Source organism: Pseudomonas sp. 1L-B-1-E-C1 (genome assembly GCF_057291835.1).
Map to the genome: position 1 here is coordinate 220135 of NZ_JBXAWN010000009.1, position 26704 is coordinate 246838.

Sequence of the window (26704 nt, forward strand, 5' to 3'; positions counted from 1 at the left end):
TCACTATTCGCTAGACGGTTTTCCGGCCCCGCGACCGAACCGCTGAAACACTTTTCTTTCCAGTTTTGCTGCGCAGAAGCCCAGCGCGGCTTTGATTTCCTTCTCGACCATGCGCGTGGAAATGCCGAAACGCTGGGAGATTTCCAGGTGTGGCGCCTCTTCCAGCCGCGCGGCGATGAAGATCCGCCGACGTCGTGCGGGCATTTCGTACAAGGCGCTGAGCAGGGCCTGCATTTCCTTTTGCCCGCCGACCACCCGCGCCGGGTCGAGGGCTTCGTCGCCCAGTTGCAGCAGCTCTTCGACCTCAGTACCGGTGAGCAGCCGCGCATCGGCCTGACGGCGGTCGGCGGCGATGTTCAGGGCCATGCGATACAGGTAGGCGTTGGGCTTGAGCAGGTTCGGCGGGGTTTCCATGCGATCGACCCGCAGCCAGGTCTCGTGCAGCACGTCATTGGCCAGATCCTCGGAACCTAGGCGGCGGCGCAAGCGCACGCGAAAGTCCTCGTAGGAGCTGAGGAACAGCTGGCCCATCGTGCTTTGTCCGGCGTCTTTCATCCCCCGGAAACTCCTTCCCATCTCGTGCATTCCATGCGCTTCCCTGACGACTCCGGTAGCAACAGCAACGTGACCGGCTGGCGCAAGGCGCTGGGCGTCGGCCGATCGATTGTGAGGTTGCGAAAACTTTCCACCAGCGCGTTATCGCGCCGTACATCGCCGGTCGAAGTGACCAACCGGTTGTGCTGCACCACGCCGTCGCGCCCGACCCACACCTGCAACACCGCGCGATAACTGCCCGGGCGGGTCAGCGGCGAACGACACAGCTTGCGCTCGATCGCCGCTTGCACCGCCGTCGCGTAACTGCGGTTGACCGCGACAACGGCCGGCGTGGGTTTGTCCGTCGGCACCGGCAGATCTTCCACCTGCGCCGCTTGTAGAGTGAACGCATCGGCCCGGGCGTAACGCGCCATCAACCCGGTGCCGCCGAGCAAATGGCGCAAGGCATCGGCGGCGGTGTATTCGCCATCCACAGCGAGGGAGCGGCGGCCCCGGCTCAACTGGCTATCGACCAGCACGGCGACGCCCGTGGCGCGGCTGTACTGATCCAGCGCCCGGGCCAGCTCCTGAGCCGGGATGTGCAAGGTCAGGCGCATATCCGCCGCTGCCGGATCAGCATTGGCCGCGTTGGCCAGCAGACCGAGCAGCCACCCCAGACCCGCGCGGCGCACAAGCGTCGCCGAGCGCTGAAGACTGATCCGCGAACTGCCTCGCTGCACGACTGGCGCACCCCTGAAAATCGCTATCCTGCGGGGCATTTATGACTCTGGTATGACGGGCGGTGCAAAAAAACCATCACGGGTTTTGCGCCGCGCTTGCACTAGACTCAAACCCCAGAGCGGCCCATTCGGGCGGGCCAGGAGGCGGACATGAAAACGCGGTGGATGTGGGTCTTGCTGATGACGGTGGGCGCGGCGCAGGCGGAAGAGCCGCTGGGCTGTGTCGAGGTCACGGTCGGCGGTTACAAGGCGCCGAATTACGATTGCCTGAGCCAGCAGATGGGCAACAATCCCGACGGCGCGGCGGCGGCGCAGAAGAACATGGAAGCGTTGAATGTGCCGGTGCACAAGCGCGCGCCGAATCAGGTCGGACTGGCGACCCCGGCGGCGACGAGTACGCGGATGGGCAACACGTTTGGCACCTCGGTGAAACCGCAGCGGCCGGCGAATTAGGCAAGGTCAACATCAAAAGATCGCAGCCTTCGGCAGCTCCTACATGGGGTCATGCGCATTTCCCTGTAGGAGCTGCCGAAGGCTGCGATCTTTTGATCTTCAGTCGCTCGGGGTCTGGCGGAAGCTCACGGCCAAGCGGTTCCAGCTGTTGATGGTGCTCACCGCAACCGTCAGGTCCACCAGTTCGCCTTCATCGAACTGCTCGCGCGCCTGTTGGTAGACGTCATCCGGCACATGGCTTTCGGACAACAGCGTCACCGCCTCGGCCCAGGCCAGCGCCGCCCGTTCGCGAGGGTTGAAGAAGTTGCTGTCGCGCCATACGGCGATCGCATACAGGCGCCGATCGCTCTCCCCTGCTCGCCGCGCGTCCACCGAGTGCATGTCGGTGCAGAACGCGCAGCCGTTGAGTTGCGAGGCGCGGATCCGGATCAATTGCAGCAGCGGCGCTTCGATACTCAGATTGCTGGTCAGCGCCTCCATGGCAATCATCGCTTTCATCGCTTTGGGCGACGCGTTGTAGTAATCCAGACGCAGGGACATGGCGCGGCTCTCGGCAGGCGGAATGATGAGTTCACGGTACGGGCTGCGCGGGCTGTGTTACAGCCCCAATTCCACGGAAAACCAGGGCACCAATCGTCCCCCTGTGGGAGCGAGCCTGCTCGCGAAGGCGTCGTGCCAGACACATCCTCGTCACTGACCCACCGCTTTCGCGAGCAGGCTCGCTCCCACAGGAATTTGTGCCAAACAGGTAGAAAGGTTTACGCCAATTCCGGCTTTTTCGGGCGCGCAACTACTGCCAAAAGCCCAACAACGCTAATCTGACCGTCACTTCACCAACCACCCGGGAGCCTCGTCGGTATGGAACTTCATGTCGTGATCAACGGCCGCAAGGATCTTGCCGGTCAGTTGTATCAGCAGTTGCGTGCGGCGATTGAATCCGGGCGGTTGGCGGCGGGTACGCAGTTGCCGCCGAGCCGCTTGCTGGCCGAGCAATTGGGCATTTCGCGCAAGACCATTTCCGACACTTATGCGCAGCTGACTTACGAAAACTTCCTCACCGGAGTCATCGGCAAAGGCACCTATGTCAACGCCCGCCCGGCGCAGGTGCAGCGCAAGCAGAGCCACACCGAGCTGGCCAGTGCCGAGGTGATCGAGAGCTGGCGCAATCTGCCGGTGTTCCTGCGCCACCCGACGCTGGAAGGTTCGCTGCGCTACGACTTCATCGGCGGCGCCACCAGCAAGGGCCAGTTCCCGCAGGACGACTGGCGCCGCTGCGTCGCCCATGCGATGCGGCAGATGGCGCAGTCGAAAGGTTTCTATAGCGTCGCCGAAGGTTTGCCCGCGCTGCGCAATGCGATCGCCCGGCACATCGCCTTTTCCCGTGGCATCAACTGTCAGGACGAAGACATTATCGTGTGCAACGGCGCGCAACAGGCGCTGGACCTGATCACCCGCGTGCTGATCCGCCCCGGCAGTCTGGTGGCGATGGAAGACCCCGGTTACCCGCCCGCGCGCTTGCTGTTCGGCACTCATGGGGCTGAGGTGGTCGGCGTGCCGGTGGATGCCGAGGGTATTCAGGTCGAGCAGATTCCCGACGGCACGCGGCTGATTTACGTGACGCCGTCGCACCAGTTCCCGCTGGGCATGGCGATGAGTCAGGCGCGCCGCGAAGCCCTGCTCGCCCGCGCCCATGAGCTGGGCGCGATCATCATCGAGGACGATTACGACAGCGAATTCCGCTACGAAGGCCGGCCAACGGACTCGCTGTTCAACCTCGATCAGCGCGGCATCGTCGCTTACGTCGGCACGTTCTCGAAAACCCTGCTGCCGGAGTTGCGCCTCGGCTACGCGATCCTGCCACCGGCGATCATCGAGGCGGTAATCCGCGCCAAACAGCTGACCGATCTGCACGCGTCGACCCTGCCCCAATGGGCTCTGGCCAAGTTCATCGCCGAGGGCTGCCTGCTCAAGCACATCCGCCGCTGCCACACGATCTATGCGCAACGGCGCGAACGTATTCTCGAGCGCATGGCGACCGATCTCGCGCCATGGCTGCAAGCCGTGCCGGCCAGTGCCGGGTTTCACATGGCAGTGTTGTGCAAGGTACCGATCGATTTGCCGCTGGTCATCGAGCTGGCAAAAAAGGTCGAAGTCGGCCTGTATGCGATCAGTGGTTTCTACTATCAGCAGCCGGCGAAGGAAGGCCTGTTCTTCGGTTTCGGCGCTATCGAAACCCTGGACATCGACATCGCTCTGGATCGCCTGCGCGACATCCTCGAACAGCTGTCATGAGCCCTTGGTATAAGGCTTTTACTGCGGATTGGTTATTGGTGATTCAGGGCGGCAGGCCTATTCTGCACAGGCGTTATCCCTCAATGAGCAGGATTCGTCCGGCCTGATTCAGGAGTGTGAGCAATGTCCAGCGAAGTGATCAACACGGTTCAGGTAAAGGCTGCTGCCGGCCGCTCGGAAGAGCTCGGCAAGCAACTGCAGAAGATCGTCGACACCCTGCGCGAAACCCCGGGCTGCGATTCCTATCTGGTCGACCGCTGCCCCGAGGACAGCCACCGCTGGATGGTCAGTGCGCGCTGGCAGTCGGAAGCGGCGATGCAGGCGCATTTCAACCGGCCCGAGGCGCAGGGGTTTATCGACCTGATCGATAGCCGCCTGGCCAATAGCGTCGATTTCAACAGCTTTCCTATCGTTTAAAAGCAAGATCAAAAGATCGCAGCCTTCGGCAGCTCCTACAGGGAACACATTCCAAGGTAGGAGCTGCCGAAGGCTGCGATCTTTGCTTTTGATCCAAAGATTGGTCACCTGATCTTCCCGAATATTGGCCGTTTGAACCGGCCTCATTGCGGCCTACTGTGATCACACCCCAATCCTCACAGGTAACCCGCCATGAAAGCTCTGCCCTTCTTCGCCGCCGCTCTCGCCTTCACCCTGTCCGCTTCAGCGATGGCCCACGACCCGTCCGAGAAAATCACCGTCCTGCAAGAACAACTGCTGAAAAACGCCCCCGGCAAAAAAGCCATGATGATCGAAGTCGACTACAAGCCCGGGCAATCCTCGATCGCCCATAAACACGAAGGCACTGCGATGGCCTACGTGCTGGACGGCGAAATAATTTCCCAAGTCAAAGGCGAACAAGCGATTACCTACAAGAAGGGCCAGTTCTGGTACGAGCCGGCCGGCTCCGAGCATCTGGTGTCGAAGAATGCCAGTTCGACCCAGCCTGCCAAATTGTTGGTGTTCATGGTGCTGGCGCCGGATGAGCAGGTGTTGATCCCGCTGGAGAACTGATGGCTGATTCACTGCGCTGCCATTGTAGGAGTGAGCCTGCTCGCGATGAGGCCGTATAGACACCACAAAGCCCTTGGACAGAAAAAAGCCCCGGCCTCTTACGGCATCGGGGCTTTTTCGTTAACCGAGAAGACACCGCCAGATTTTGTTCACCCGGCCAGTTTGATAGCTTGAACGGCTATTGAACAAAGCCTTGTCAAGTTCAAAAACCGCCAGTGCGTCGGCAGCATGGCTGTCCACAATTCGCAGAAAACCGTTGCGACCGAATGTCTGATCCAGCGCTCCGTTTGCCTGGAAGCGGGCGAACACCACATTGCGGTCTGTTGTGCCTGGAGAGTCCGCTGTACCGGCAATCACGAGTTTTCCATCAGGTCGGATAGTGCCTGAACTCCAATTGGTTGAATGGCCATCCACCTGGGTTTGCAGCGGCTGTGCGGAATTGAACTGAATATTGAATTTTCCGTCCGGCTCAAGACTTATCAGCAGGCCATAACGTGTCGTAAGCGTAGAACTTTCCCCGATGGCGAGAATACGGTTATTACCTTGCCGGGCAATATGGGATATAAAAAAGTTTGCGCCGTTTGGTTCGCGGATATCCACCCTGCCATTAGTTCCAAAAGAACTGTCGTAATGCCCTGCCTGATCCACCTTCACGAAAATTGCGCTGTACACATTAGCCGAATCCTTGACATGTCCGGCGCACAAATAGTTACCGTCCGTGGCTTGCAGGATATTGACCAACTCTACGCCTGCATCAGGTTCCGTATGTACGACGTATCCGACACTGTTAAATGTAAGGTCCAGTGCCCCATTACTCTCCAGACGCACAATATGAGCAGCACCCGCGTACGAGTAAACGAGCACGATTCTATTATCCGGCAATAGAATCGCCTGAGCCGGTGAGCTGTTACCAGTGGATTCACTGGAAATTTTCTCTGAAGCATTGCCCGCGCCGGCATTACCAGAACGCGAGGGCAAATCATGAACAATAGTGCCGTTATTGCCGAAAGAAGTGTCCGGCATACCGTGATCGTTGAAACGTGCCAGGGCCAGTTTCGGGGAAGAAACATCCGGCACGTAATAGATTCCCATCAACACGACATGAAGTGCGTTGTCGATAGATTGCAGCAGGATACTGGAGGTAACTGAATGGTCTCGCCCATCGCTATCATTGAATTGGCCTGACACATACCCTTTGTCGCCAAACGCTTCTATCAGATGCCCGTCAGCATCCAGACAAAAACATCCGAACTCGCTGCTGGACGGGAGAAAGGAAGTACAACCGAAGAATGATCTACCGTCTTCAGCCAGTGCAACGGACGAAACTCCAATGAGTCCTCCGCCTGCTTGGAACGGCACGTGAGTCGAACCCCGGTCGCCAAAGCTCGGGTCAAGCGGGTCAGTTGCAAGCTGATGAGTATGCATCGGGATCTCTCCATAGATAACGCAGGGCGGTTTATGTACAAATACATGAATAACCAGGTACTGCTGCGCGACCATAGACGAATTCCAAATAACTCGACCACTGACAGAAATGACAGTCACGACGAACGGTCTTGCCTCTCCGAAAACCACAATAAAGCCAACCAGTCAACTGTAATACCTGACAGTTGAACCAGTTGCTGTTATGCGCTACATCTCGCCACTTTTCTTATCATTCTTAGCAGCCATGCAGCTAATAAATAACTTAATAAGAGCGATATCACATGAATAACTCATTAGAGAAAGACAACAATAAAACATTCAGAAGAAACGCCACCGGGATTTTTACCGCCAAATTAGGCGATGAGGATCTCGCTCTAACCGAACAATTTATTGAGAGCCTTTCCACTTATTTTGCATTTGGCGGATCTAAAAGAGTGAATAATATAAAAATAAATGTTCAATTCTTAATACCACCCAATCCGGTGGAGCACAACGAATATGGACCTGCAGAACTAAAGTTAGCCATCTTCATAATTACAGAAAATTATGCGGACGGCAGATCCGTGCAGACCAGATATGTGCCGATAGACGGCAGAGTGGGATTCCATTATGAACTTAAAGAAAAATATTATTTCATTAAAGGAGATTATAAATTCGAAATACAGAACGAAAAACTTTCGTCGAAGCCCGGTATCCTCCTGACGGGTGAATTCGATTTGAAAGCTCGCGAATATGTACTACCTCGCCCCTAGTCAGGGCGAGGTAGAACCTTCAGCGCCTGGTTTTTACGCCAGCTCAAGCTCGCTGGTGACAACGGTAGGTGCCACCGGCACCTGCCCACTCAACGCCAGATCCAGCAATTCACGGTTGGCCACCGCGTACATGGCGTAGTCCGTGCCGCTCGCAGCACGGATTTCCACCAGCATGGCGCGCCAGCGCTCGATCATGCTTTCGTGCTGAGCCATCCACAGCGCCAGGCGTGCTTCCACGTCCTGGGTACCGTCGCCCTGTTGCAGGACGGAGATGGTGATCGCACGTTGCTGCCAGTCGACGTCATCACGGAACGCTTCACGGGCCAGGGCCTGCCAGTTGTTTTCCACCGGCAGCGCGCTGATCTGTTGCAGGTACCAGGTGATGTCCAGCGCAGAGCCCACGGCGAAGTAGGCCTTGGCCACCTCGGCCGGGTTCTGCCCGGTGACGTCGGCGGCTTCGATGATCGGCAGCAGCGTGTACAGGTGCGAGGTGCCCGCAACCATACGCGCCAGCAATTCCGGCACACCGGCTGCGACGTAAGCCTGATAGCGCGACTGCCAGTTCTCGCGGATTTCGCCGCTGAGCAGTTCGTCGAGCTTCAGCCCCAGTTCTTTCAGGTGCGGACCGAAATGCGCGACGTCACGGGCAGCGTTCTGCTCGTTGCGACGGGCACGCAGGAACCAGCGCGTGGCGCGGCGACCCAGACGCATCAGCTCGTCCATCAGCTCCAGCTGCACGTCAGCGGAAACCTGGTAGTCCAGCGCTTCGATCTGACGGAACCAGTGCGGGAGGTGGAAGATGTCACGCACGATCACGTAAGCGCCAGCCACGTTCGCCGGGCTCATGCCGGTCGACTCTTTGAGTCGTTGCACGAAGGTGATGCCCATGTGGTTGACCAGATCGTTGGCGATCTGGGTGCTGACGATCTCGCGCTTAAGGCGATGACGACGCATGGCTTCGGAGAACTTGCTGACCAGGGTCGGCGGGAACGCCGTTTCCATGTCGCGGGTCAGGTAGTCGTCGTCCGGCACCAGCGAGCCGAGCAGCTGTTCCTTGAGGTCGATCTTGCTGTAGGAAATCAGCACCGACAGCTCAGGACGGGTCAGGCCGTGGCCCTCAGAGACGCGCTCGGTCAGTTGCTCTTCGGTCGGCAGGAACTCGATGGCGCGGTCCAGCTTGCCACGGCCCTCGAGATCGCTCATCAGACGCTTGTACTCAGCGATGCGCGCATAGGCACGACGCGCCGCCAGGGACAGGGCCTGAGTCTGCTTGTAGTTGTTGCCCAGCACCAGATTGCCGACTTCGTCGGTCATGCTCGCGAGCAACTGATTGCGTTGCTTGTCGGTCATGTCACCGGCCTGAACCACTTCGTTCAGCAGGATCTTGATGTTCACTTCGTGGTCGGAGCAGTCCACGCCACCGGCGTTGTCGATGAAGTCGGTGTTGGAGCCGCCGCCATTGAGACCGAATTCGACACGACCCAGTTGGGTCATGCCGAGGTTACCGCCCTCGCCCACCACTTTGCAGCGCAGCTCGTTGCCGTTCACGCGCAGTGCATCGTTGGCCTTGTCGCCGACATCGGCGTGGCTTTCGGTGCTGGCCTTGACGTAGGTGCCGATACCGCCGTTCCACAACAGATCCACCGGCGCCTTGAGCAAGGCGTTGAGCAGTTCGGTCGGGGTCAGCTTGTCAGCCTGGATGTCGAAGCGTTCTTTCATCTGCGGCGAGATCGCGATGCTCTTCGCGCTGCGCGAGAAGATACCGCCACCCTCGGACATGATGCTGGTGTCGTAGTCGGTCCAGGCCGAGCGCGGCAGGTCGAACAGACGCTGACGCTCGACGAAGCTGGTCGCCGGGTTCGGGTTCGGATCGATGAAGATGTGCATGTGGTTGAACGCGGCCACCAGTTGCAGCTTGTCGGACATCAACAGGCCGTTACCGAACACGTCGCCGGCCATGTCGCCGACGCCCACCACGGTGATGCTGTCTTCCTGGACGTTGATGCCGCGCTCGCGGAAGTGGCGCTGTACGCCGACCCACGCGCCCTTGGCGGTGATGCCCATTTTCTTGTGGTCGTAACCGGCCGAACCACCGGAGGCAAACGCGTCACCCAGCCAGAAGCCGTAGTCGATGGCGATGCCGTTAGCGATGTCGGAGAAGGTCGCAGTGCCCTTGTCCGCCGCGACCACCAGGTACGGGTCATCGTCATCATGGCGCACGACATTGACCGGCGGCACCAGCGCGCCGTCCTTCAGGTTGTCGGTGATGTCCAACAGACCGGAAATGAAGATGCGGTAGCAGGCGATGCCCTCGGCCGCGATCTCGTCACGGCTGCCGCCCAGTGGCAGACGACGCGGCAGGAAGCCGCCCTTCGCGCCCACCGGCACGATGACCGAGTTCTTCACTTGCTGGGCTTTTACCAGGCCGAGCACTTCGGTACGGAAGTCTTCTTCACGGTCGGACCAGCGCAGGCCACCACGAGCGACGTTGCCGAAGCGCAGGTGCACGCCTTCGACGCGTGGCGAGTAGACGAAAATTTCGAACTTCGGCACTGGCTTCGGCAGTTCAGGAATCGCATGCGGGTTGAACTTGAAGCTGAAGTACGACTTGTTCTGGCCGTTGGCGTCAGTCTGGTAGAAGTTGGTACGCAGCGTGGCTTTGATCAGGTCCAGATAACGACGCAGGATGCGGTCTTCGTTGAGCACCTGAACGTCGTCCAGTGCGGTCAGAATCGCTTGTTCCAGACGCTGTTGCTTGTCTTCCAGATCGTCTTCGCTGAGCTTGCGCGCCAGGTAGAAACGGGTCTTGAACAACCGGGTCAGCTCGCGAGCGATGTCGGTGTGGTTGTTCAACGTGCTGGCGATGTAACCCAGATCGAAGCCCAGACGAATCTGCTTCAGGTAACGGGCGTAGGCACGCAGCAGCGCCACGTCGCGCCATGGCAGACCGGCGGTCAGCACCAGACGGTTGAACGCATCGTTCTCGGCATCGCCACGCACGATATGGACGAACGCGTCCTGCAGGGTGTCGTTGAGTTGCTGGATGTCGAGGTCCAGACCTTCAGCGGCGGTGAAGGCGAAATCGTGAATCCAGAACTCGCGGCCGTTGGTGTGGCGCAGGCGATACGGGAACTCACCCAGTACGCGCAGACCAAGGTTTTCCAGAATCGGCAGGACGTCGGACAGCGCCAGCGGCGTGTCGGCGTGATACAGCTTGCAATGCAGCTCGCGCTGGCCGGAGACCTGACCGAGCGGCTGATAGAAGCTCATCACCAACGGGTTTTTTTCGTTGAGGCTCAGCAAGTGCTGCATGTCGACCACGGCCGAATGCGCAGCGAAACGCTCGCGGTAGCCGGCCGGGAAGCCTTTCGGGAAGTCGGCCAGCACGTTGGTGCCGTGGGCTTCGCCAAAGCTTTCGACAGTCAGTGCGGCGTAGTCGTCCTGCCAGCTGCGGCAGGCCTGAACCACTTCTTTTTCCAGCAGCACCGGGTCGATGTCCAGACGGTTTTTCGGGTCGACACGCAGGATCAGTTGCACGCGGGCCAGCACGGATTCCGAGAAGAACGTCCAGAATTCGCAATCGGAGGCTTTCAGGCGCTCCATCAGCACTTGCTGGATCTTCTGGCGGACTTCGGTGGAATAGATGTCGCGCGGCACGTAGGCCAGGCAGTAGCAGAAGCGACCGTACGGGTCTTTGCGCAGGAATACGCGGATCTTGTTGCGTTCCTGGATCTGCACGATCGACATGACGGTGGTGAACAGTTCGTCGACCGGGGTCTGGAACAGGTCGTCACGCGGCAGCACTTCGAGGACCTGCGCCAGTTCCTTGCCCAGGTGAGCCTTGGACTGGAAGCCGGAGCGGCGCTCGATCTCTTCGACCTTGCGACGGATGAACGGTATGACCCGCACGCTCTCGCCATACACCGACGAGGTGTAGAGGCCCATGAAGCGGTGTTCCTTGATGACTTTGCCGTCGGCATCGATTTCACGGATCGACACGTAGTCCGGGTAGGCCGGACGGTGCACACGGCTCGGATGCGCGGCCTTGGCGAACGACAGCAGGGTCGGTTCGCGCAGGTAGGCCACGGCGTAGTCTTCGATGCGCAGGTCTTCGTAGGTCAGGCCGGTGCGCAGCAGTTTGGTCAGGCCGAGGAACGAGCTCCGGTCGTACTCGATGTGGCCGCCATCGGCCTGATCGGTGACCACGAACTCTTCGTAGCCGAGGAAGGTGAAGTGGTTGCCCACCAGCCATTCCAGGAAGCTTTTGATTTCGTTCTTTTCGTCGGCATCGACGGCGAAAGCGCTGGTGTCGAGCTTGGTGAGGATTTCCTGCACCTTGGCTTTCATCGGTTCGAAATCGGCGACCGCGACGCGCACTTCACCGAGCACTTGCTCAAGCTCTTTGCTCAGCACATTCAGCTCGGCCGCGTTGGCGCAGCGGTCGATTTCCAGGTACATCAGCGATTCGTGCAGCACGCCTTCGCCGGTGCTGCCTTTTGGCAGGATTTCCAGCAGTTCGCCCTTGCTGCCACGACGCACGCTGAGCACGGTGGTCTGCAGGGTGTGAATGCTGTAGCCGCGACGGTTCAGCTCGGTACGCACCGAGTCGACCAGAAATGGCAGGTCGTGGTGCAGCACTTCGACCGCGGTGTGGGTCGACTGCCAGCCGTGACGTTCGTAATCGGGGTTGTAGACACGCACTTGCGGTTGCGCGTGATCGAAGCGCTCAAGCAGGCGCCACGCAGAGAGAGTACAGCCAGCGAGGTCGGAGAGGCGACGTTGAGTCAGCTCGTCCAGGGAAATGATGCCGAAGAATTGTTCAGCGAACAGCGCCACTTGTGGCAGTGCCTGTTCACTGATGTGCTGCGCCAGTGCCGCTTGCAGTTGGTGCTGGAAGTCGGCTTTGCTGGCTGCGGTGAAGAACGCCATCTGTGGTACTCCGCTTAAGCTTGTTATTGATGGAAAGCGTCGCGTGCAACACCCCTTTCGGGGCCGGTGTCGCCCTGTTCCTGATTCTCGGGCAGAGGAAACAGGGAGACAGGTGGGTGAAGCTGGACGGGACACTCAGGTCACATTCACCTTCCATGAATGAGCATCTGCAAAAGCGACTGCCAGCGCCGCCGGCAATGCCTTTACGGGTGCTCATCCGTTGCGCAGCTTAATGGGTGCGACAATGTGTCTGCTTGCGGTGCTGCGACATATTCGGTCATTGGCACGTAAATGCAGGGTTTCGCTTGCTTCAACACTAGCAGGCGTGGACTGAAACGCAGGTTCGAAACCCCGGTTTCACGGGACTTTCGTGCCAGGACGGTCGCCAAGAGCGTTACATATCCGGAAACGAAAACGCCCAAAGCCTTTTTATCGACCCTGAGCGTGGCATCCGGTTCAGCGCCAGCGGTTGACGCGGATCAGTCCGGCAACTCTTCGAAGGCTCTGAATTTGCTCACCGTGGCGCAGTCGTAGCACACCGTTTGCAGGATCTGCTTGTCCATGCTGGCGTCGATGTTGCTTGAATCGCATTCGCGGCAGAACAGGCGCAGGTGGCTGAGCAAGTCGCTATCGAACGCCACGGCGGAAAAGAATTGCGGGACCAGTTCGTCACGCCAGTACATGCCCGGCGATTTCGAAAATCCGGCGCCACTGTCCTTGAGCACGACGTCGTAAAGCAACCGTTGCAAGGCTGTTTGCGGCACCCGCGCATCGCGATGGGCGTTCTTGCGCCAGTTACGCGCGAGCGCGTCCTGCGCCGTGCTCAGCATGTTGCGGGGAATGGTATTGGAGGCGTGACTGCGCCCTTTGGAATTGCCGGTGGCGTAGAAGTGCGCGGCGTTCCTCACCGCCAGTCGGGCGAAGTAATACAACTGACTCACCGAGAAGTCCTGCAGCAACTGCCCGACCACCTCTTCGGCACGGGCTTCGGCCGTGAAGGCAAAATCCACTTCAGCGGCCAGCACACGGATGTATTGAATGGACGCTTCGCGGGCGAGACTGAAGACCAGCGAATAGATTTCGCTCTTCCAGGCAGCTTTTACGCTGCCCGACAACTCCTGATAAAGCACCCGGTACAAATTCTCGCGGGTACTGCGCGCCACGCCGTCGAGCGTGACGCTGGGCAGCCATCGCACCGCGCTGTACTCGCGGATATTGCAGCCCTCACTGCGATCGAAGGCGTTGATGTCGGAGTCGGTGGAAACTGCCAGCACCCCGGCTTCGTGCAGGCTTTTGAGCAACTCTTCACGGGCCTCGAACGTCAGGGCGAGCAGTTCTTCTCTGGATGGCGCATTCAATGGCGCAATCCATTCAACGGTTGCGCCGTAACCATCATCCAGCAAGGCGAGCAACGTCAGCTTCTGCACGAACCCCAGGTTGGCGTAAGGCACTGCGGGGCATCGCGCGCCATATCGAGCCTCCAATTCCAGGCGATCACGCGCGGCCCGGGCGGCAAGCTGCTGCTGGCGCACCTTGAAACATTCTGTGCAGTTGCAAGTCGTGTGGCGGCTACTGGCGCCGGGAAGGCTTTGCTGGTGCTCACAGCGCACGCATTTGAAGGTACTGCGCAGCGAAAGCGGAGTACCTCTGGCGTGTCGGCGTACCCACATCGGCAGTTTGCAGTAGGGACAGCTGAGGTCGGCACTGACGAACGGAGGCAGAACCTTGAGCAGACTGCGCACTGTTCCAGGGATCTGAAATTCCGCCATCAGCGCGGCCGTTTTTTCGCCTTCGAGATAGCGCTGGTAGAGGTGCTCGACCTGTTCATCGGACAGGTGACGGATTTCTTCGGCGCGTTCGAAATATTGGGTCATGGCAAAGGTCCTTTTTGGGCTTTTGGTAACGCACTCCATTGCGCAAGAGCGGCGAAACTACCGGCAAAAAGGAGGCTATCACAAGCGAAAAATCGCAATTACGGCTTGATGTTCGGCATTCGTTAATTGCCTTACGGCGGCGCCGGACTCTTCCCTCTTGCTGTTCGGAAACGAACGACGGAAATGTCCTGCTTTGCCACTTTTTGCCGATGCAGGCAGCGCAAACCGGTTGAGACTGGCAAAATCGCGCCTTCGAACAGATTCACCGCCGCCACTGCCCAGGATTTTCCCCATGCAAATGACCACCGCCCTACTGATCGTCAACCCGTGCGACGACGAAGAAGACAACATGGCCATGCTCTGCTGCCACAGCGACAAGGGCGAGATGTTCCTGATGAGCCGTTATCCGGATGAAGATGAGCTGGAGATCACTCTGGATGGCGAGCCTTCGACGCTTGACGGGGTAAAAGTCACGCTGACTTCGAGTCTGCTGAAGATCGAGATCGCCGCGGCGGATGCCGATGCGTTGAACGGGGATGATGTGCTGGAGATCGCGTTCAACCCGGATATGGTGGATATGGATGAGGTTGTCGAGACGTTGACGAATATCCTCGATGGGACCGGAACCTTCATCAGCGAGGTTTGATGTTGCCTGGGCTGGCCCTTTAGCGAGCAGGCTCGCTCCCACATTGGAATGCGCACATCAGACCCTGTGGGAGCGAGCCTGCTCGCGAAGGGGCCAGAACTGCCGCCCGATAAATTTTCTGCTGACGGAAGATCAAAAGATCGCAGCCTTCGGCAGCTCCTACAGGTGATTGCATTCCAATCCTGGAGCTGCCGAAGACGGCGATCTTTTGCGCTTTTCTACAAAATGCCGTTAGTCGCCGCCCCCTGCGATGGATTAAAGTAACGCCCCCAGCCCCGGCGTTATCCGAACGCCCCGGCCACTCCCTTTCCAGGAACAGTCACCGATGGAACATCGTGAAGCGCTGCTGGCGCTGCGAACCTTTCTTTCAACGCAGATTCTCGGCCAGGAAAAACTCATCGAGCGCTTGCTCATCGCCCTGCTCGCCGACGGCCATATGCTGGTCGAGGGCGCACCCGGCCTGGCCAAGACCAAAGCGATCAAAGAACTCGCCGAGGGCATCGAAGCCCAGTTCCATCGAATTCAGTTCACCCCCGACCTGCTGCCGGCCGACATCACCGGCACCGAGATCTATCGCCCGGAAACCGGCAGTTTCGTGTTCCAGCAAGGGCCGATCTTCCACAACCTGGTGCTGGCCGATGAAATCAACCGTGCGCCGGCCAAGGTGCAATCGGCCTTGCTCGAAGCGATGGCCGAGCGTCAGGTCAGTGTCGGGCGCAGCACGTATGAACTGTCGCCGCTGTTTCTGGTGATGGCCACGCAAAACCCGATCGAACAGGAAGGCACCTATCCGTTGCCGGAGGCCCAGCTCGACCGTTTCCTCATGCACGTCAAGATCGGCTTCCCCGACGCCGCCGTCGAGCGCCGCATTCTGCAGCAAGCCCGTGGCGAGGCCCTGAACGGCGAGACCAAGCCCGAACGCCGGGTCAGCCAGCAGGCGATCTTCGCCGCGCGCAAGGAAATCCTCGGTTTGTACATGGCCGACGCCGTGGAGGAATACCTGGTACAACTGGTCATGGCCACGCGCAACCCGGCCAAGTTCGACCCGGAAATGGCCGAGTGGATTGCCTATGGCGCCAGTCCGCGCGGTTCGATCGCCCTCGATCGCTGCGCCCGCGCCCACGCCTGGCTGGCCGGTCGCGACTTCGTCAGCCCGGAAGACATTCAGGCCGTGCTGTTCGACGTGTTGCGCCACCGCATCATTCTGTCGTTCGAGGCCGAAGCCGCTGGTATCGATCAGGATCGCGTGGTGCAGCGGATTCTCGACGTCGTCGCCGTCGCTTGACCCCCATGAACGCTGCCCTGCCCCCCGAACCCGGTATCCGCATCAGCCTCGCCGAGCTGATCGAGATGCGTCACCGCGTGCGCGAGGTGCAATTGTTTTCCACGCCGAGTCAGCGCAGCCCGCTGATCGGCCTGCATCACTCGAAATTCCGTGGCCGTGGCGTCGACTTCGATCAGGTGCGGGTGTATCAGGCCGGCGACGATGTGCGCACCATCGACTGGCGCGTCACCGCTCGCACCCAGGAACCGCACACCAAGCTGTTTCATGAAGAACGCGAACGGCCGATTTTCATCATGGTCGAGCAGAGCACGCGGCTGTTTTTCGGTTCGGGGCTGATGTTCAAGTCGGTGCTGGCGGCACAAGTCGCGGCGTTGATCGGCTGGGCCGCGCTGGGGCACAACGACCGCGTCGGCGGGCTGGTGTTTGGCGATAACGAGCACTACGAAATCAAGCCTCGGCGCAGCAAGCAGAGCCTGCTGCAATTGCTCAACCGTCTGGTCAAGGTCAATCAGTCGCTGCACAGCGAGCGCGAGCCGGATCGCGATGCCTTCGGCGTGGCCCTGCGCCGCGCGCGGGAAGTGCTGCGGCCGGGCAGTCTGGCCATCGTCATTTGCGATGAACGCGCGCTGTCCGACAGCGCAGAGCAGCAACTGAGCCTGCTGGCGCGGCATTGCGATCTGCTGATGTTGCCGCTGTCCGACCCACTCGATCACGCTCTGCCCGCCGCCGGCCTGCTGCGCTTCGCCGAACGTGGCGCGCAACTGGAGATCGACACGCTGAACTTCGACCTGCGCCAGACCTACCGCGCCCAGGCCGAAGCGCGCATCGCTCGCTGGGAATTGCTCGCGCAAAAGCTGCGGGTGTTGCTGATGCCGTTGAGCACCCAGAGTGAAATGGTCGAGCAGATGCGCGAGTTCTTGAATCCGCAGCGTCCGGGGAAAGGTCGATGAGCGGCCTCGAGCAGTTGCAACCGCTGATCTCACCGCCGCCGATTGCCTTCTGGCCGCCGGCGCCGGGCTGGTGGCTGCTGCTTCTGTTGTTGCCGCTGCTGGGTTTCGCCGTGTGGAAACTGCGCCGCTTCATTCCGATGAAGAAACGCCCGGTGGTGCGCGCCGAGCAACCGTTGGATCCGGTGCGCGTCGCCGCCCTCGCCGAATTGGCGCAAATGCCCAAGCCCTACGACGGCGCGCCGGCCGGCGCCTGGCTGCAACAACTCAACGGCCTGCTCAAACGCCTGTGCCGCAACCACTATCCGTACAGCCAGAGCCACACCCTCAACGGGCGCAAATGGCTGGCCTTCCTCGACAACCGCTGCCCTGCCGCCGGCCTGACGCGCTGGATGGTGCTGGTCGAGGGCGCGTACAAACCGGAATGCAAACTCGACGACAAAGCCATCGCCGGCCTGACCCAGGCAGTCGACACGTGGATCCGCAAACATGTTTGAGTTCGCTTGGCCGTGGATTTTCGTGCTGTTGCCACTGCCGTGGTTGATGCGTCTTGTCCTGCCAGTGGCCGACAGCGGCGAGCCAGCACTCAAAGTCAGTTTCCTCGCCGACCTCGAAGGCCTCGCCCGCCGCCGCGCTCGCGCCAACTTGCCGGCCTGGCGCCAGCAGGCGCCGTTCATCCTGTTGTGGCTGATTCTGCTGATCGCCGCCGCGCGCCCGCAATGGCTTGGCGAACCGCTGCCGATCGCCGCCAGTGGCCGTGATCTGCTGGTGGCGGTGGACGTCTCCGGCTCGATGGATTTCCCCGACATGCAATGGCAGGACGAAGAAGTCAGTCGCCTGTCGCTGGTGCAGCATTTGCTCGGCGATTTCCTCGAAAGTCGCGACGGCGACCGCGTCGGCTTGATCCTGTTCGGCAGTCAGGCGTATCTGCAAGCGCCGCTGACCTTTGATCGACGCACCGTGCGGGTGTGGCTCGACGAGGCGCGGATCGGTATCGCCGGCAAGAACACGGCGATTGGCGATGCCATAGGCCTGGCCTTGAAACGCCTGCGCCTACGGCCGGCGCAAAGTCGCGTGCTGATTCTGGTCACCGACGGTGCCAACAATGGCGGCGAAATCAATCCGCTGACCGCCGCGAAACTGGCCGCCAGCGAAGGCGTCAGAATCTATCCAATCGGCATCGGCGCCAACCCTGAGGACAGCGGCTCGACTGGACTGCTCGGTGTCAATCCGAGCCTCGATCTGGATGAACCCGCGCTCAAAGCCATCGCCGAAGTCACCGGCGGCCAGTACTTCCGCGCCCATGACGGCTTGGAGCTGCAGGCGATCAAGGACACTCTCGATCAGCTCGAGCCGGTGACTCAGCAACCGACTCAGGCACGCCCGGCACAAGCCTTGTATCACTGGCCTCTGGCCTTGGCGCTGTGGTTGAGCCTGTTGCTGGTAGCCCGCGAACTGTGGCCGGACAATCCGCTGCAACGCCTGTTTACCAGGCAACTGTATCTGCAAAGTCCGTTGCCGGATTGGCGTGAGCGCCTGCAACGTTTGCGTCTGCGGAGGCGCCGATGATCGCGTTCTGGCCGCACTGGTTCCGCCCGTGGTGGCTGTTGCTGTTGCCGCTGCTCGGCTGGCTGCTTTGGCAACTCTGGCACCGGCAGAAACGCGCCGGTCGCTGGCAGATGATTCTGCCGCCAGCATTCCATGCGGCGCTGCTCAGTGGCGGCAGCGGACGCCAGAGCAAATTGCCGTGGATTGCCCTTGGTGTGGCCTGGCTGCTGACGGTTCTGGCCTTGCTCGGGCCGAGCTGGGAGCGCGTCGAGCAGACCAGCCAGAAACCCGCCGATCCATTGGTGGTGGTGCTGGAACTGACCCCGGAAATGCTCGCCACCGACTCGCCGCCAACACGTTTGGAACAGGCGCGGCGCAAACTGTTCGACCTGTTGCAGGCGCGCAGCGATGCGCAGACTGCCATCGTCGTTTATGCCGGCAGCGCGCACACGCTGGTGCCGCTGTCGGATGATCTGGCCACCAGTCGCAATCTGCTCGACGCGCTGAAGCCGTCGCTGATGCCGCAAAGCGGTCACCGCGCCGATCTGGCGGTGAGCAAGGCACTGGCCTTGCTCAAGCAAGGTGCGCTGGGTGAGGGACGGATTCTGTTGATCGGTTCGTCGCTCAACGAAGAGGAACGGCGCGGTATTCGCCGTGCGCTGAATGGCGAGTCGACGCAACTGCTGATGCTCGGCATCGGCACCGCCGAAGGCGCGCCGATTGCCCAGGAGGACGGCAGCTTCCTCAAGGACGAGCAAGGCGCGATTCGCGTGCCGCAACTCGACAGCCCGGGCCTGGCGACATTCCTCAACAGCGTCGGCGGCGAATATCACCCGGCGCGTCTCGACGAAGCCGATCTCGGCGCCCTTGGTCTGCTCAGCGGCCCGCGCAGCCTGCGTGACGATGGCCAGACCGTGCGTCTGGATACTTGGGCGGATCAGGGCTATTGGCTGCTGTTGCCGCTGCTGTTGCTCGCCGCTTGTGCCGGGCGTCGCGGCTGGCTGTTCTGCCTGCCGCTGCTGTGGTGCCTGCCGCAACCGAGCTACGCTTTCGACTTCGAAGACTTGTGGCTGCGCCCCGACCAGCAGGGTTTGCATCTGCTCAAGCAGAAACGCCCGGCCGAGGCCGCGCAGCATTTTGACGATCATCAGTGGCAAGGGGTGGCGTTGTACGAGGCCGGCGACTACAGTGGCGCCGCTCAGCGCTTCGCCGAGGGCAGCGACGCCCGCGCCCACTACAATCGTGGCAACGCCCTGGCAAAAAGCGGTGAGCTGGAAGCGGCGATCGATGCCTATGAACAGGCGCTGGAATTGCAACCGGATCTGCGTCCGGCGCAGACCAACAAGGCGCTGGTGGAAAACCTGCTGAAGCAGAAAAACGCCCCGCCGCCGACCGAACCAGACAGTCAGCCAAACGAACAAAGTCTGCCCGGCGATGAGCCCTCGCCCACTACCGCGCCCCCTCCGGCGGTGAGCAGCGAAACCCAGAGCGAGGCGCAACCGGCCGAGTCGGCCAGCGAACCGCCGCCGACCGCCCCGCCGCTGCCAGGCCCCAACGAAATACCCGGCAGCAACGAGGAAGAGGAAACCGACACGGTGCCGACCCTGCGCCCGAGCGAGAACAATCTCGAAGGCGAGCAGCGTCAGGCGCTCGAGCAGTGGCTGGGCAAGATCCCGGACGACCCGGGCGAACTGCTCAGGCGCAAATTCTGGTACGAACAGCAACAACATCAGGATCAGGAAAACATTCGATGACCCGCTTCACCGCTCTCTTGCTGCCCCTGCTGATCAGCACGTTTACCGCTCAGGCGGCCGAGCTGACCGCCAGCGTGGATCGCAGTCGCCTGAACTCCGGCGAGACGGTGGAGCTCACCCTCGAAACTGATGACGTCACTCAGTTCGGCAAGCCTGACCTGTCGGCGCTGGAAGCGCTGTTCGAAGTGCGCGGCACGCGTCAGGTCAACCAGCTCAACACGCTCAACGGCGACACCCGTGCGACCACGCGCTGGATCATCACCCTGCTGCCGAAAGAGAACGGCAGCGTGACTATTCCGCCGCTGCAACTGGGCGAAGCGCAGAGCCAGCCGATCACCGTGCAGGTAATCGCCAGCGACAACCGCGAAGACAACAACAGCCTCGACCCGGTGTTCATCGAAGCCAGTGTCGATCAGACCAGCGTCTACGTCCAGGCCCAGGCCATCCTGACCTTGCGCATCTACCACTCGGTTTCGCTCTACGACGACAGCAGCCTGAGCCCGCTGCAAATCGCCGATGCGCGCATCGAACAACTTGGCGACACCCGCACCTACGAAAAAGACATCAATGGCTTGCGCCACGGCGTGATCGAGGTGCGCTACGCGATCTACCCGCAACACAGCGGCCTGCTGACGATCGCCCCGCAGACCTTCAGCGCCACGCTGGTCGATACCGCGCCATCGCCAGACGCCTCGGGGCCGAAGCCCGGCAAATTGATGCGCGTCAGCTCGGCGTCGATTCCGCTGACGGTCAAACCGAAACCCCTGACCTACCCGGTCGACGCACCGTGGCTGCCGGCACGCAGCCTCAGCCTCAGCGAAAGCTGGAGCCCGGAACCGGACCACACCCAGGTCGGCGATTCCCTGACCCGCAGCCTGACCCTGAAAGTCGAAGGCCTCGCCAGCTCGCAGCTGCCCGCCCTGCCCGCCACCGACGTCAACGGCCTGCGCCGCTACCCCGATCAACCGGTGCTGAGCAACCAGAGCAGCGACCGCGGCATCATCGGCAGCCGCGAAGAACGCGAAGCCCTGGTGCCGAGCCGCAGCGGCGCGATCGACCTGCCCACCGTCGACGTGGTCTGGTGGAACACCTTCGAAGACCACCTCGAACACAGCAGCCTGCCCGCGCGCACCCTGCAAGTGGCGAACAACCCGAGCCTGCAAATCGACACCCCGGCCGGCACCCTGCAACCGACCGCCGTCGATAATGATGTGTTGTGGTGGTGGAAACTCAGCACCCTGATCCTCGCCTGCACCACCCTGCTCGGCTTCGGCCTCTGGTGGCGCGCCCGCTGGCAACCGGCAATCCACCGCGCCGCCCAGACCGGCCCGAGCCCGCGCACCCTGCTCGACGACATCAAACGCGCCAGCCAGGCCAACGACCCCCACGCCACCCGCCAGGCACTGGACGCCTGGGCGCGGCAACAACCGGAGACACTGGCGGACATGGCCGCGAGATTCGTCCCTTTGTCGGATGCGTTGGACGGGTTGAACGGCGCGCTGTACAGCGAGACCGGGCAGCATTGGCAGGGTGAGGATTTGTGGCGCGCGATTCGCACGATCCCGGCGGCGGAACGGGTGCAGGATCCGGTGAGTGAAAGCGGGTTGCCGCCGCTTTATCCCAAGTAGCCTCTGTAAGATTTCGGACGACCGCTTGTAGGCTTCGTCTCAAGTGTCCGCTTCCTACGCGAAACACAGAAAGATCTGACTGCTGTCGTTTTCCAGATACACGCACATTTCTCTGTCACAAACAGACACAGGGAAATGTGCTCAATGATGCACCCCGCCAACCTCGCGGCAGCTGCCGCCTCGAAAGCACCTATTGGTGCGCCAGCCGCCTGCCCCTTGCGCAACACCCACGTGCAACTGCTGCCCCTCGCTTACGGCCTGGTGGAAAAACCCTTCGACCCCAGCACCGAATTCACGCTGCCTTACACCCTGACCACGCGCCCCATGGGCATCCGCCGCCTGCGCGATGGCTGGCTGTACATTGTCGACAGCCTCAGCGGCGAGCTCTACGAATATCGCGTGCTGGACGGCGTCATCAGCGCATTGCTGCATCGCGGCAAAAGCGTCAGCGAGGATCAGCGCAGCGCCATTGAACAACGTCCGGCGTTGATCTTTTCGCGCAAAAGCACTCTCTATGTGACCTTCGCCGACGTGCAGTTGAGCGCGGCGAAGTGCCGACAGGTGCTGGACAGCGCGGAGGAGCGCGAGCACTTCATGCAGGCGGTCGATCTTGGCCCCGTGCATTGTCTGATCGGCGGCGAGCATTTGCTCACCGTGGCTCAGGCCAAACAGTGGCTGGCGGAAGTGGCCTGCACAGCGAAACCGCTGGCCGAGGCGGACGCCACGCGGATGCCGGCGGTGCAGGTCAGTGATGCGCCGGAGCATGAGCGTGAACCTTATTTGTGGGAAAACCCGCGACGTTTTCGCGAGGCTCATATCGGCGAATTTCTTGGTCGGGTGCGCGGGCCTTATCAGGACGACACGCTGTTTCTGCTGGTCAACGATGACCTCGGGGTGATGCGCGATCTGGCCGATTATCAGGACCTGGTGGTCGGCTGGATCGAGCAGTGGAGCAACACCGATAACAACGAGCGCGACTATCTGCTCGCCAGTTACATCGAATCGCTGAGCCAGCTCGGCGCTCAGGACTTCGACTCCTTGGCCAAGGCCAGCGATGATCCGCGTGCCCAGGCATTGTTCGCTGAACTGGAGCAATTGCCCGAGCCGGATCGGGAAAACACCCGGCAGGCGCTGCTCGAGTATTTGAACAAGGGTGGTGAGGTTGTCCCGACCGATACTCAGGCTCGACCTGAACTGCAACAACAGCGCGAAAAGGCATTGGACGAGTCACTGGCGCTGAACCGCTTCGACGGCGTCGCCCCGGATTTCACCGCGCACGCTCGCGTCACCGCCGAGGCGGATCGACGCTTTTACACCCGTGAATATTTTCTCGAAGTAGCCCCAGAAGATTTCGTCGAGCGCCACCTGAGCACACTGGTCGATCTGGGCAAGGACCAGAGCCGGCGCATGAAGGACGTGCTCGACGGCCCGTTGCTCAGCGGTAAACGCGGCATCAACGACCTGGTCGACCGCCCGGCCATGGACGAGGTCCTGAACAATCATCGCGACAATCTCGGGCGCTGGAATCGCCTGCTCGAACGCATCACCGCCGACCGCGCGCAATTGCTGTGCACCGGGCGTTTCCATCGCTCGGCATGGTATTTCGACGCACAACTGCCGGTGCAGATCGATCAGGCCTTCACCAGCGAATACGCCTGCCTCAAGGACATCGGCCGCAGCGACGCGGCCAATGAGCAAATGCTCGGTTACCTCGAGCAACACCCGCAACTGACCCGCCCGCTGTTCTACACCTTGCCGCTGCGCTTGCAGACCGAACAGGCCGGGCAATATTCAACGCTGTTCAACGCCGGCATGGCGATGTTCAACAACCTGCCGGACTGGCTGGCCAAATTGCAGAGCATCGAGCAGCCGCAACTGCCCGCGCTGGACGATCTGCCCGCACACAGCCGCGTCCTCGCCGATGCCGTGCAAGACACCTACAGCCCGGCGCTGAACCTGGGCCTTAGCCGGGCGCTGGAAGGCTTCGACCTTGCCGGCGAGAAAATCCCCGACCTCGACGAACTGTTCCAGCGCTTGCCCAAAGCCCTGCGCCTGCGCGTTTTCGACGCCGCGCGAACCAGCGGCGTGACCTTCACCGTGTCCACCCCGGCGGAACAAGCGGCGCTGCAAGCCACGATCAAGGAAGTGCTGCGCGAACGCGACTACCTGAAAACCCTCAACCGCGAACGCAACCAGCTCACCCACAACAAAAACCGCCAGGGCCACAAAACCGCCCGGGCGGTGGAATTGCAGGAAGAAATCGTCCGCGTGCGTACGCAACTGGCCTTGTTCGAAGGAAGGCTGGCGGCGGCGTTGAGCCCGATCGACGAACTGCCGGATCGCTCGGCGCGGCTGTATGGCGCTACGCCGGCGAAAGCGGGATTGACGGTGGTGTTTCCGCCGGCGCAGCACGGGGAATTGCGTGGGTTGCTGGAAAATATTCGCGCGGGGGTGGCGGGGGTTTCGAAGGCGAGTCTGGTGCGGACGGAGGGAATGGGGTTGTTGGTGGTGTTGGTGCAGGTGGTGAATTTGGTGGGGGCTTTGCGTGAACTGCGCAGGCAAACAGCGAATAAACGAGTTTGGCAGCCATTCGCCAATGCGATTGTCGCTACTGGGGCTGCAGGATTTACTGCTGCGCAAAGTCTTGGGGATACAGCCTTGAAAAACCGTAGTTCATTTCTGGCGACGAATCTTCAGCAGGCGACGCTGAAAAACGTGCATGTGCAGTTGGGGAAACTGCATGTGGGATTAGGTTTTTTCACCTATTTGGCAGGGTTGGCATCGTCTGCGAACAGTCTTGTCACGCAGCGCAAAAATTGGGAGCAGGCGATTCGTAGTGGAAGCCATTCGGCGGGTAATGCAGCGGCACTGGGCACCTTGGGTTCCAGCGGAATGACAACCGTCAACGCATATGGTTTGGGTCACACCCTGTACGCAGGTTATACCGTGATTGTGGCGCCAAACGGTGCTGCACGAACTGCCGCGTGGGCCGCTGCGGGTACACGCCTTTCTACGGTTTTCTTCCGTTTCAACTTGGCGGGCGCGCTATTTACGGTCCTGGAGCTCAGCGGCAGTTGGCTGTATAGCCGCTTCAACCTCAGTGCCCACGATAAATGGCTGACAATCACACCATGGAGCAGGGATGGCGAGATGCGTGGTGACCACTCTCTTGATGACTATCAAAGTTACTTGGCTTTTGTAATTCACGCGCCTTACGCGCAACTTGGGAGAAATCCGCATGACGACTGGCTGAAAGATCTGCTGGTCAGAGCCAAGACCAGCGATATTCATCTGGTGCTGCCTCGACTGACGCTGAATGACTTGTTGCCTCCCCTTGGCAGTGAACCAAGCTGCCGGCTAGGTATCGGCGCACACCGCATTTCCACTCCGCTGCACAATAGAGGAGTTCCACGGGAGCGGAGAGATGTCATCAGCAACGAAATTGTGAATAGCCTGCGCATCGTCAAGTCCAATTCGGAGGGACTCGTGCTCTGTCTTCAATACCCCATAAATTCCGACTCTGAATTCGTCCCGGCGAAAGAAACACTGGAGTTGGCGGTTTGCATTCAGGCTATGAACAAAAAGGGTGAGTGGCAGTCACGAACCCGAGTAATCCATCTGGATCCTCGTGGAGACGGACACTACGCCGTAGTTGCACCTCAGTTTGTCAAAGAAAAGCCACCACTTGTGAAGGTCGGAATCCAGTATCTGGAGCGAGCCGACCATGCGCAATAGCAACGACAAACAAACACCAAGAGTGGCATTTGAACTGCCGAAACAAGCGGGATTTATTGAACCGTTTCCGAGTGGAAAAATTACCTATCTCGCGCCCTTGCCATTACCAACACAAACGCCACCCTACGGGCCTCACATAGGGGAACTAAACAGTGTTTACATGGACTTCGGGTTGGGAAACCCGCAGGTATTTATGTGGCAGGTGACTTTAGGAGGACCGTTCAGTGGCACATTCATGATCGCGTTTCTATATCCACTGGTGGGAGGCTTTATTGGGCTCATGTTTGGAGATAACTGGGAGTTTATTAAGGAAATTATTGAGGGTGTTTTTCTTGCCCTTTACAAATTGGCGTTATTAACGGGTTTTATGGCCTTGGGTATCGGCCTATGCGTCTGGCACCACGTCCACAAAAAACGCCTCTCCCTCATCCCAACCCGCTTCAACCGCCAACGCCGCGAAGTCTGCTTCATGCCCGAAGGCGCCACCGAACCGGTATTTGTCCCGTGGGAGTCGCTCAGCGCCTGGATCATCGAAGCCCAAGGTGCCACCCAGTTCGGCGTCCATCGCCAATACGGCATGGGCATCGGTTTTCATCACGGCGAAACTCTCACCAGCCTCGAATTCCAATGCGCCGGCCTGGAGCTCGCGATCAGCCATTGGGAAGCGATTCGCGGCTACATGGAGTACGAAGTCAACGACCTCAAATCGATTCAGGATTTGCAGGATCTGCAAGGCCCGGACGACCCGCCCCACGAAGGCCTGCATACTTTCCGCAATGCCCGCGCGCGGATGCATCAGGAGATCCATGAAGGCCGCCGCTCGCGGTTGTCAGGATTCTTCTGGTACCTGTATCACGTCATGACCTTATGGACGATTCCCAACCGTCTGCTCGAATGGGAAATTCGTCGACTCGAAAGAATCGGCAAGCAGGCGCTGCCGGAGATCATGCGCAAATGGTCCGAGCCATTGCCGAAAGAGCAATGGGCCAAGCCGAGCGAAGAGTTGTTGCGGTTGAGCGAGTTGGTGCGGCAGATGCACAAGCGCTACCCGCATCGGCCGATTACCGAAATATTCGCCGCTGCCGGTGCAAGCAGACACGCGACAAGGCAAGGGGCGTGATTTGCCAGTAAACTCCCCTCCTCTCGCCGCC

General features: G+C 60.4%; 21 protein-coding genes. 14 read left to right on the plus strand and 7 right to left on the minus strand.

The genetic code is table 11. From position 1 onward, the window contains the following. Window positions 1-3: 3 nt before the first annotated feature. Entirely contained in the window at window positions 4-555 is a 552-nt protein-coding gene (locus AC0Z4S_RS17435) for an RNA polymerase sigma factor (RefSeq protein WP_485623907.1), read from the minus strand. Then, window positions 552-1274, minus strand: a complete 723-nt coding sequence (locus AC0Z4S_RS17440; RefSeq protein WP_252880159.1) for a secretin and TonB N-terminal domain-containing protein — start codon at window positions 1272-1274, stop codon at window positions 552-554. The genes AC0Z4S_RS17435 and AC0Z4S_RS17440 overlap by 4 nt, the downstream gene beginning before the upstream one ends. Before the next feature lie 150 nt (window positions 1275-1424). On the opposite strand from AC0Z4S_RS17440, the gene AC0Z4S_RS17445 reads away from it, so the two are divergent. Then, window positions 1425-1727, plus strand: a complete 303-nt coding sequence (locus AC0Z4S_RS17445) for a hypothetical protein (protein WP_041480100.1) — start codon at window positions 1425-1427, stop codon at window positions 1725-1727. A gap of 99 nt (window positions 1728-1826) precedes the next feature. Here AC0Z4S_RS17445 and AC0Z4S_RS17450 read toward each other — a convergent pair whose 3' ends face one another. Continuing rightward, window positions 1827-2267 carry a carboxymuconolactone decarboxylase family protein gene (locus tag AC0Z4S_RS17450; protein ID WP_485623908.1) on the minus strand — a complete coding sequence of 147 codons (441 nt, stop codon included), beginning with the start codon at window positions 2265-2267 and terminating at the stop codon, window positions 1827-1829. Window positions 2268-2585: 318 nt separating this feature from the next. Between AC0Z4S_RS17450 and pdxR the strand changes: the two genes are divergently transcribed. The 3 genes from pdxR (at window position 2586) to AC0Z4S_RS17465 (ending at window position 5030) form a co-directional block, all read left to right on the plus strand. After that, window positions 2586-4019, plus strand: a complete 1434-nt coding sequence (gene pdxR / locus AC0Z4S_RS17455) for a MocR-like pyridoxine biosynthesis transcription factor PdxR (protein WP_485623909.1) — start codon at window positions 2586-2588, stop codon at window positions 4017-4019. Between the two features lie 123 nt (window positions 4020-4142). Further along, the gene (locus AC0Z4S_RS17460) at window positions 4143-4436 is read left to right on the plus strand and encodes a putative quinol monooxygenase (RefSeq protein ID WP_485623910.1); all 294 of its coding nucleotides are present in this window, start codon (window positions 4143-4145) and stop codon (window positions 4434-4436) included. Between the two features lie 192 nt (window positions 4437-4628). Continuing rightward, window positions 4629-5030, plus strand: a complete 402-nt coding sequence (locus AC0Z4S_RS17465; RefSeq protein WP_485623911.1) for a cupin domain-containing protein — start codon at window positions 4629-4631, stop codon at window positions 5028-5030. 120 nt (window positions 5031-5150) lie between these two features. Here the strand turns inward: AC0Z4S_RS17465 and AC0Z4S_RS17470 are convergent, their stop codons facing one another. Beyond that, on the minus strand, window positions 5151-6530 hold the full coding sequence (locus AC0Z4S_RS17470; protein WP_485623912.1) for a hypothetical protein: 1380 nt from the start codon (window positions 6528-6530) through the stop codon (window positions 5151-5153). Window positions 6531-6736: 206 nt separating this feature from the next. Between AC0Z4S_RS17470 and AC0Z4S_RS17475 the strand changes: the two genes are divergently transcribed. Further along, window positions 6737-7207 (plus strand): hypothetical protein, encoded by a 471-nt coding sequence (locus tag AC0Z4S_RS17475; RefSeq protein WP_485623913.1) that lies wholly within the window; start codon window positions 6737-6739, stop codon window positions 7205-7207. Window positions 7208-7240: 33 nt separating this feature from the next. Here the strand turns inward: AC0Z4S_RS17475 and AC0Z4S_RS17480 are convergent, their stop codons facing one another. The 3 genes from AC0Z4S_RS17480 to AC0Z4S_RS17490 all read right to left on the minus strand — a co-directional run bounded on the left by AC0Z4S_RS17480 (window position 7241) and on the right by AC0Z4S_RS17490 (window position 14304). Then, the gene (locus AC0Z4S_RS17480; protein WP_485623914.1) at window positions 7241-12136 is read right to left on the minus strand and encodes an NAD-glutamate dehydrogenase; all 4896 of its coding nucleotides are present in this window, start codon (window positions 12134-12136) and stop codon (window positions 7241-7243) included. A 479-nt stretch (window positions 12137-12615) separates the two neighbouring features. Then, on the minus strand, window positions 12616-14010 hold the full coding sequence (locus tag AC0Z4S_RS17485; protein WP_485623915.1) for a hypothetical protein: 1395 nt from the start codon (window positions 14008-14010) through the stop codon (window positions 12616-12618). Between the two features lie 78 nt (window positions 14011-14088). Continuing rightward, window positions 14089-14304, minus strand: coding sequence for a hypothetical protein (locus tag AC0Z4S_RS17490; protein WP_485623916.1), 216 nt, complete (start codon window positions 14302-14304; stop codon window positions 14089-14091). Between AC0Z4S_RS17490 and AC0Z4S_RS17495 the strand changes: the two genes are divergently transcribed. The 9 genes from AC0Z4S_RS17495 (at window position 14303) to AC0Z4S_RS17535 (ending at window position 26673) form a co-directional block, all read left to right on the plus strand. After that, window positions 14303-14656: a hypothetical protein gene (locus tag AC0Z4S_RS17495; RefSeq protein ID WP_485623917.1), complete on the plus strand. Its 354-nt coding sequence runs from the start codon at window positions 14303-14305 to the stop codon at window positions 14654-14656. The genes AC0Z4S_RS17490 and AC0Z4S_RS17495 overlap by 2 nt on opposite strands. A gap of 325 nt (window positions 14657-14981) precedes the next feature. Next, complete coding sequence (locus AC0Z4S_RS17500; RefSeq protein WP_007913915.1) at window positions 14982-15941, plus strand: AAA family ATPase; 960 nt, start codon at window positions 14982-14984, stop codon at window positions 15939-15941. A 5-nt stretch (window positions 15942-15946) separates the two neighbouring features. After that, complete coding sequence (locus tag AC0Z4S_RS17505) at window positions 15947-16891, plus strand: DUF58 domain-containing protein (RefSeq protein ID WP_065616205.1); 945 nt, start codon at window positions 15947-15949, stop codon at window positions 16889-16891. Continuing rightward, window positions 16888-17385: a DUF4381 domain-containing protein gene (locus AC0Z4S_RS17510; protein WP_485623918.1), complete on the plus strand. Its 498-nt coding sequence runs from the start codon at window positions 16888-16890 to the stop codon at window positions 17383-17385. Before AC0Z4S_RS17505 ends, AC0Z4S_RS17510 begins: the two co-directional genes overlap by 4 nt. Continuing rightward, the gene (locus AC0Z4S_RS17515) at window positions 17378-18457 is read left to right on the plus strand and encodes a vWA domain-containing protein (protein WP_253502462.1); all 1080 of its coding nucleotides are present in this window, start codon (window positions 17378-17380) and stop codon (window positions 18455-18457) included. The genes AC0Z4S_RS17510 and AC0Z4S_RS17515 overlap by 8 nt, the downstream gene beginning before the upstream one ends. Beyond that, a complete protein-coding gene (locus tag AC0Z4S_RS17520) occupies window positions 18454-20190 on the plus strand; it encodes a tetratricopeptide repeat protein (protein WP_485623920.1) in 1737 nt (578 codons plus the stop codon). The genes AC0Z4S_RS17515 and AC0Z4S_RS17520 overlap by 4 nt, the downstream gene beginning before the upstream one ends. After that, complete coding sequence (locus AC0Z4S_RS17525) at window positions 20187-21818, plus strand: BatD family protein (RefSeq protein WP_485623921.1); 1632 nt, start codon at window positions 20187-20189, stop codon at window positions 21816-21818. Before AC0Z4S_RS17520 ends, AC0Z4S_RS17525 begins: the two co-directional genes overlap by 4 nt. 144 nt (window positions 21819-21962) lie before the next feature. Continuing rightward, window positions 21963-25553: a toxin VasX gene (locus tag AC0Z4S_RS17530; protein WP_485623922.1), complete on the plus strand. Its 3591-nt coding sequence runs from the start codon at window positions 21963-21965 to the stop codon at window positions 25551-25553. Further along, a complete protein-coding gene (locus AC0Z4S_RS17535; protein ID WP_485623923.1) occupies window positions 25543-26673 on the plus strand; it encodes a hypothetical protein in 1131 nt (376 codons plus the stop codon). The genes AC0Z4S_RS17530 and AC0Z4S_RS17535 overlap by 11 nt, the downstream gene beginning before the upstream one ends. Window positions 26674-26704 lie beyond the last annotated feature (31 nt).

Excerpts from the sequence above, each read along its gene's own strand:
- AC0Z4S_RS17520 (WP_485623920.1), top strand. The coding sequence starts at position 18,454 with ATGATCGCGTTCTGGCCGCACTGGTTCCGCCCGTGGTGGCTGTTGCTG.
- AC0Z4S_RS17495 (WP_485623917.1), top strand. The coding sequence starts at position 14,303 with ATGCAAATGACCACCGCCCTACTGATCGTCAACCCGTGCGACGACGAA.
- AC0Z4S_RS17530 (WP_485623922.1), top strand. The coding sequence starts at position 21,963 with ATGATGCACCCCGCCAACCTCGCGGCAGCTGCCGCCTCGAAAGCACCT.
- AC0Z4S_RS17445 (WP_041480100.1), top strand. The coding sequence starts at position 1,425 with ATGAAAACGCGGTGGATGTGGGTCTTGCTGATGACGGTGGGCGCGGCG.
- AC0Z4S_RS17500 (WP_007913915.1), top strand. The coding sequence starts at position 14,982 with ATGGAACATCGTGAAGCGCTGCTGGCGCTGCGAACCTTTCTTTCAACG.
- AC0Z4S_RS17475 (WP_485623913.1), top strand. The coding sequence starts at position 6,737 with ATGAATAACTCATTAGAGAAAGACAACAATAAAACATTCAGAAGAAAC.
- pdxR (WP_485623909.1), top strand. The coding sequence starts at position 2,586 with ATGGAACTTCATGTCGTGATCAACGGCCGCAAGGATCTTGCCGGTCAG.
- AC0Z4S_RS17505 (WP_065616205.1), top strand. The coding sequence starts at position 15,947 with ATGAACGCTGCCCTGCCCCCCGAACCCGGTATCCGCATCAGCCTCGCC.
- AC0Z4S_RS17460 (WP_485623910.1), top strand. The coding sequence starts at position 4,143 with ATGTCCAGCGAAGTGATCAACACGGTTCAGGTAAAGGCTGCTGCCGGC.
- AC0Z4S_RS17435 (WP_485623907.1), bottom strand. The coding sequence starts at position 555 with ATGAAAGACGCCGGACAAAGCACGATGGGCCAGCTGTTCCTCAGCTCC.
- AC0Z4S_RS17470 (WP_485623912.1), bottom strand. The coding sequence starts at position 6,530 with ATGGTCGCGCAGCAGTACCTGGTTATTCATGTATTTGTACATAAACCG.
- AC0Z4S_RS17465 (WP_485623911.1), top strand. The coding sequence starts at position 4,629 with ATGAAAGCTCTGCCCTTCTTCGCCGCCGCTCTCGCCTTCACCCTGTCC.
- AC0Z4S_RS17535 (WP_485623923.1), top strand. The coding sequence starts at position 25,543 with ATGCGCAATAGCAACGACAAACAAACACCAAGAGTGGCATTTGAACTG.
- AC0Z4S_RS17480 (WP_485623914.1), bottom strand. The coding sequence starts at position 12,136 with ATGGCGTTCTTCACCGCAGCCAGCAAAGCCGACTTCCAGCACCAACTG.
- AC0Z4S_RS17485 (WP_485623915.1), bottom strand. The coding sequence starts at position 14,010 with ATGACCCAATATTTCGAACGCGCCGAAGAAATCCGTCACCTGTCCGAT.
- AC0Z4S_RS17515 (WP_253502462.1), top strand. The coding sequence starts at position 17,378 with ATGTTTGAGTTCGCTTGGCCGTGGATTTTCGTGCTGTTGCCACTGCCG.
- AC0Z4S_RS17450 (WP_485623908.1), bottom strand. The coding sequence starts at position 2,267 with ATGTCCCTGCGTCTGGATTACTACAACGCGTCGCCCAAAGCGATGAAA.
- AC0Z4S_RS17510 (WP_485623918.1), top strand. The coding sequence starts at position 16,888 with ATGAGCGGCCTCGAGCAGTTGCAACCGCTGATCTCACCGCCGCCGATT.
- AC0Z4S_RS17490 (WP_485623916.1), bottom strand. The coding sequence starts at position 14,304 with ATGGGGAAAATCCTGGGCAGTGGCGGCGGTGAATCTGTTCGAAGGCGC.
- AC0Z4S_RS17525 (WP_485623921.1), top strand. The coding sequence starts at position 20,187 with ATGACCCGCTTCACCGCTCTCTTGCTGCCCCTGCTGATCAGCACGTTT.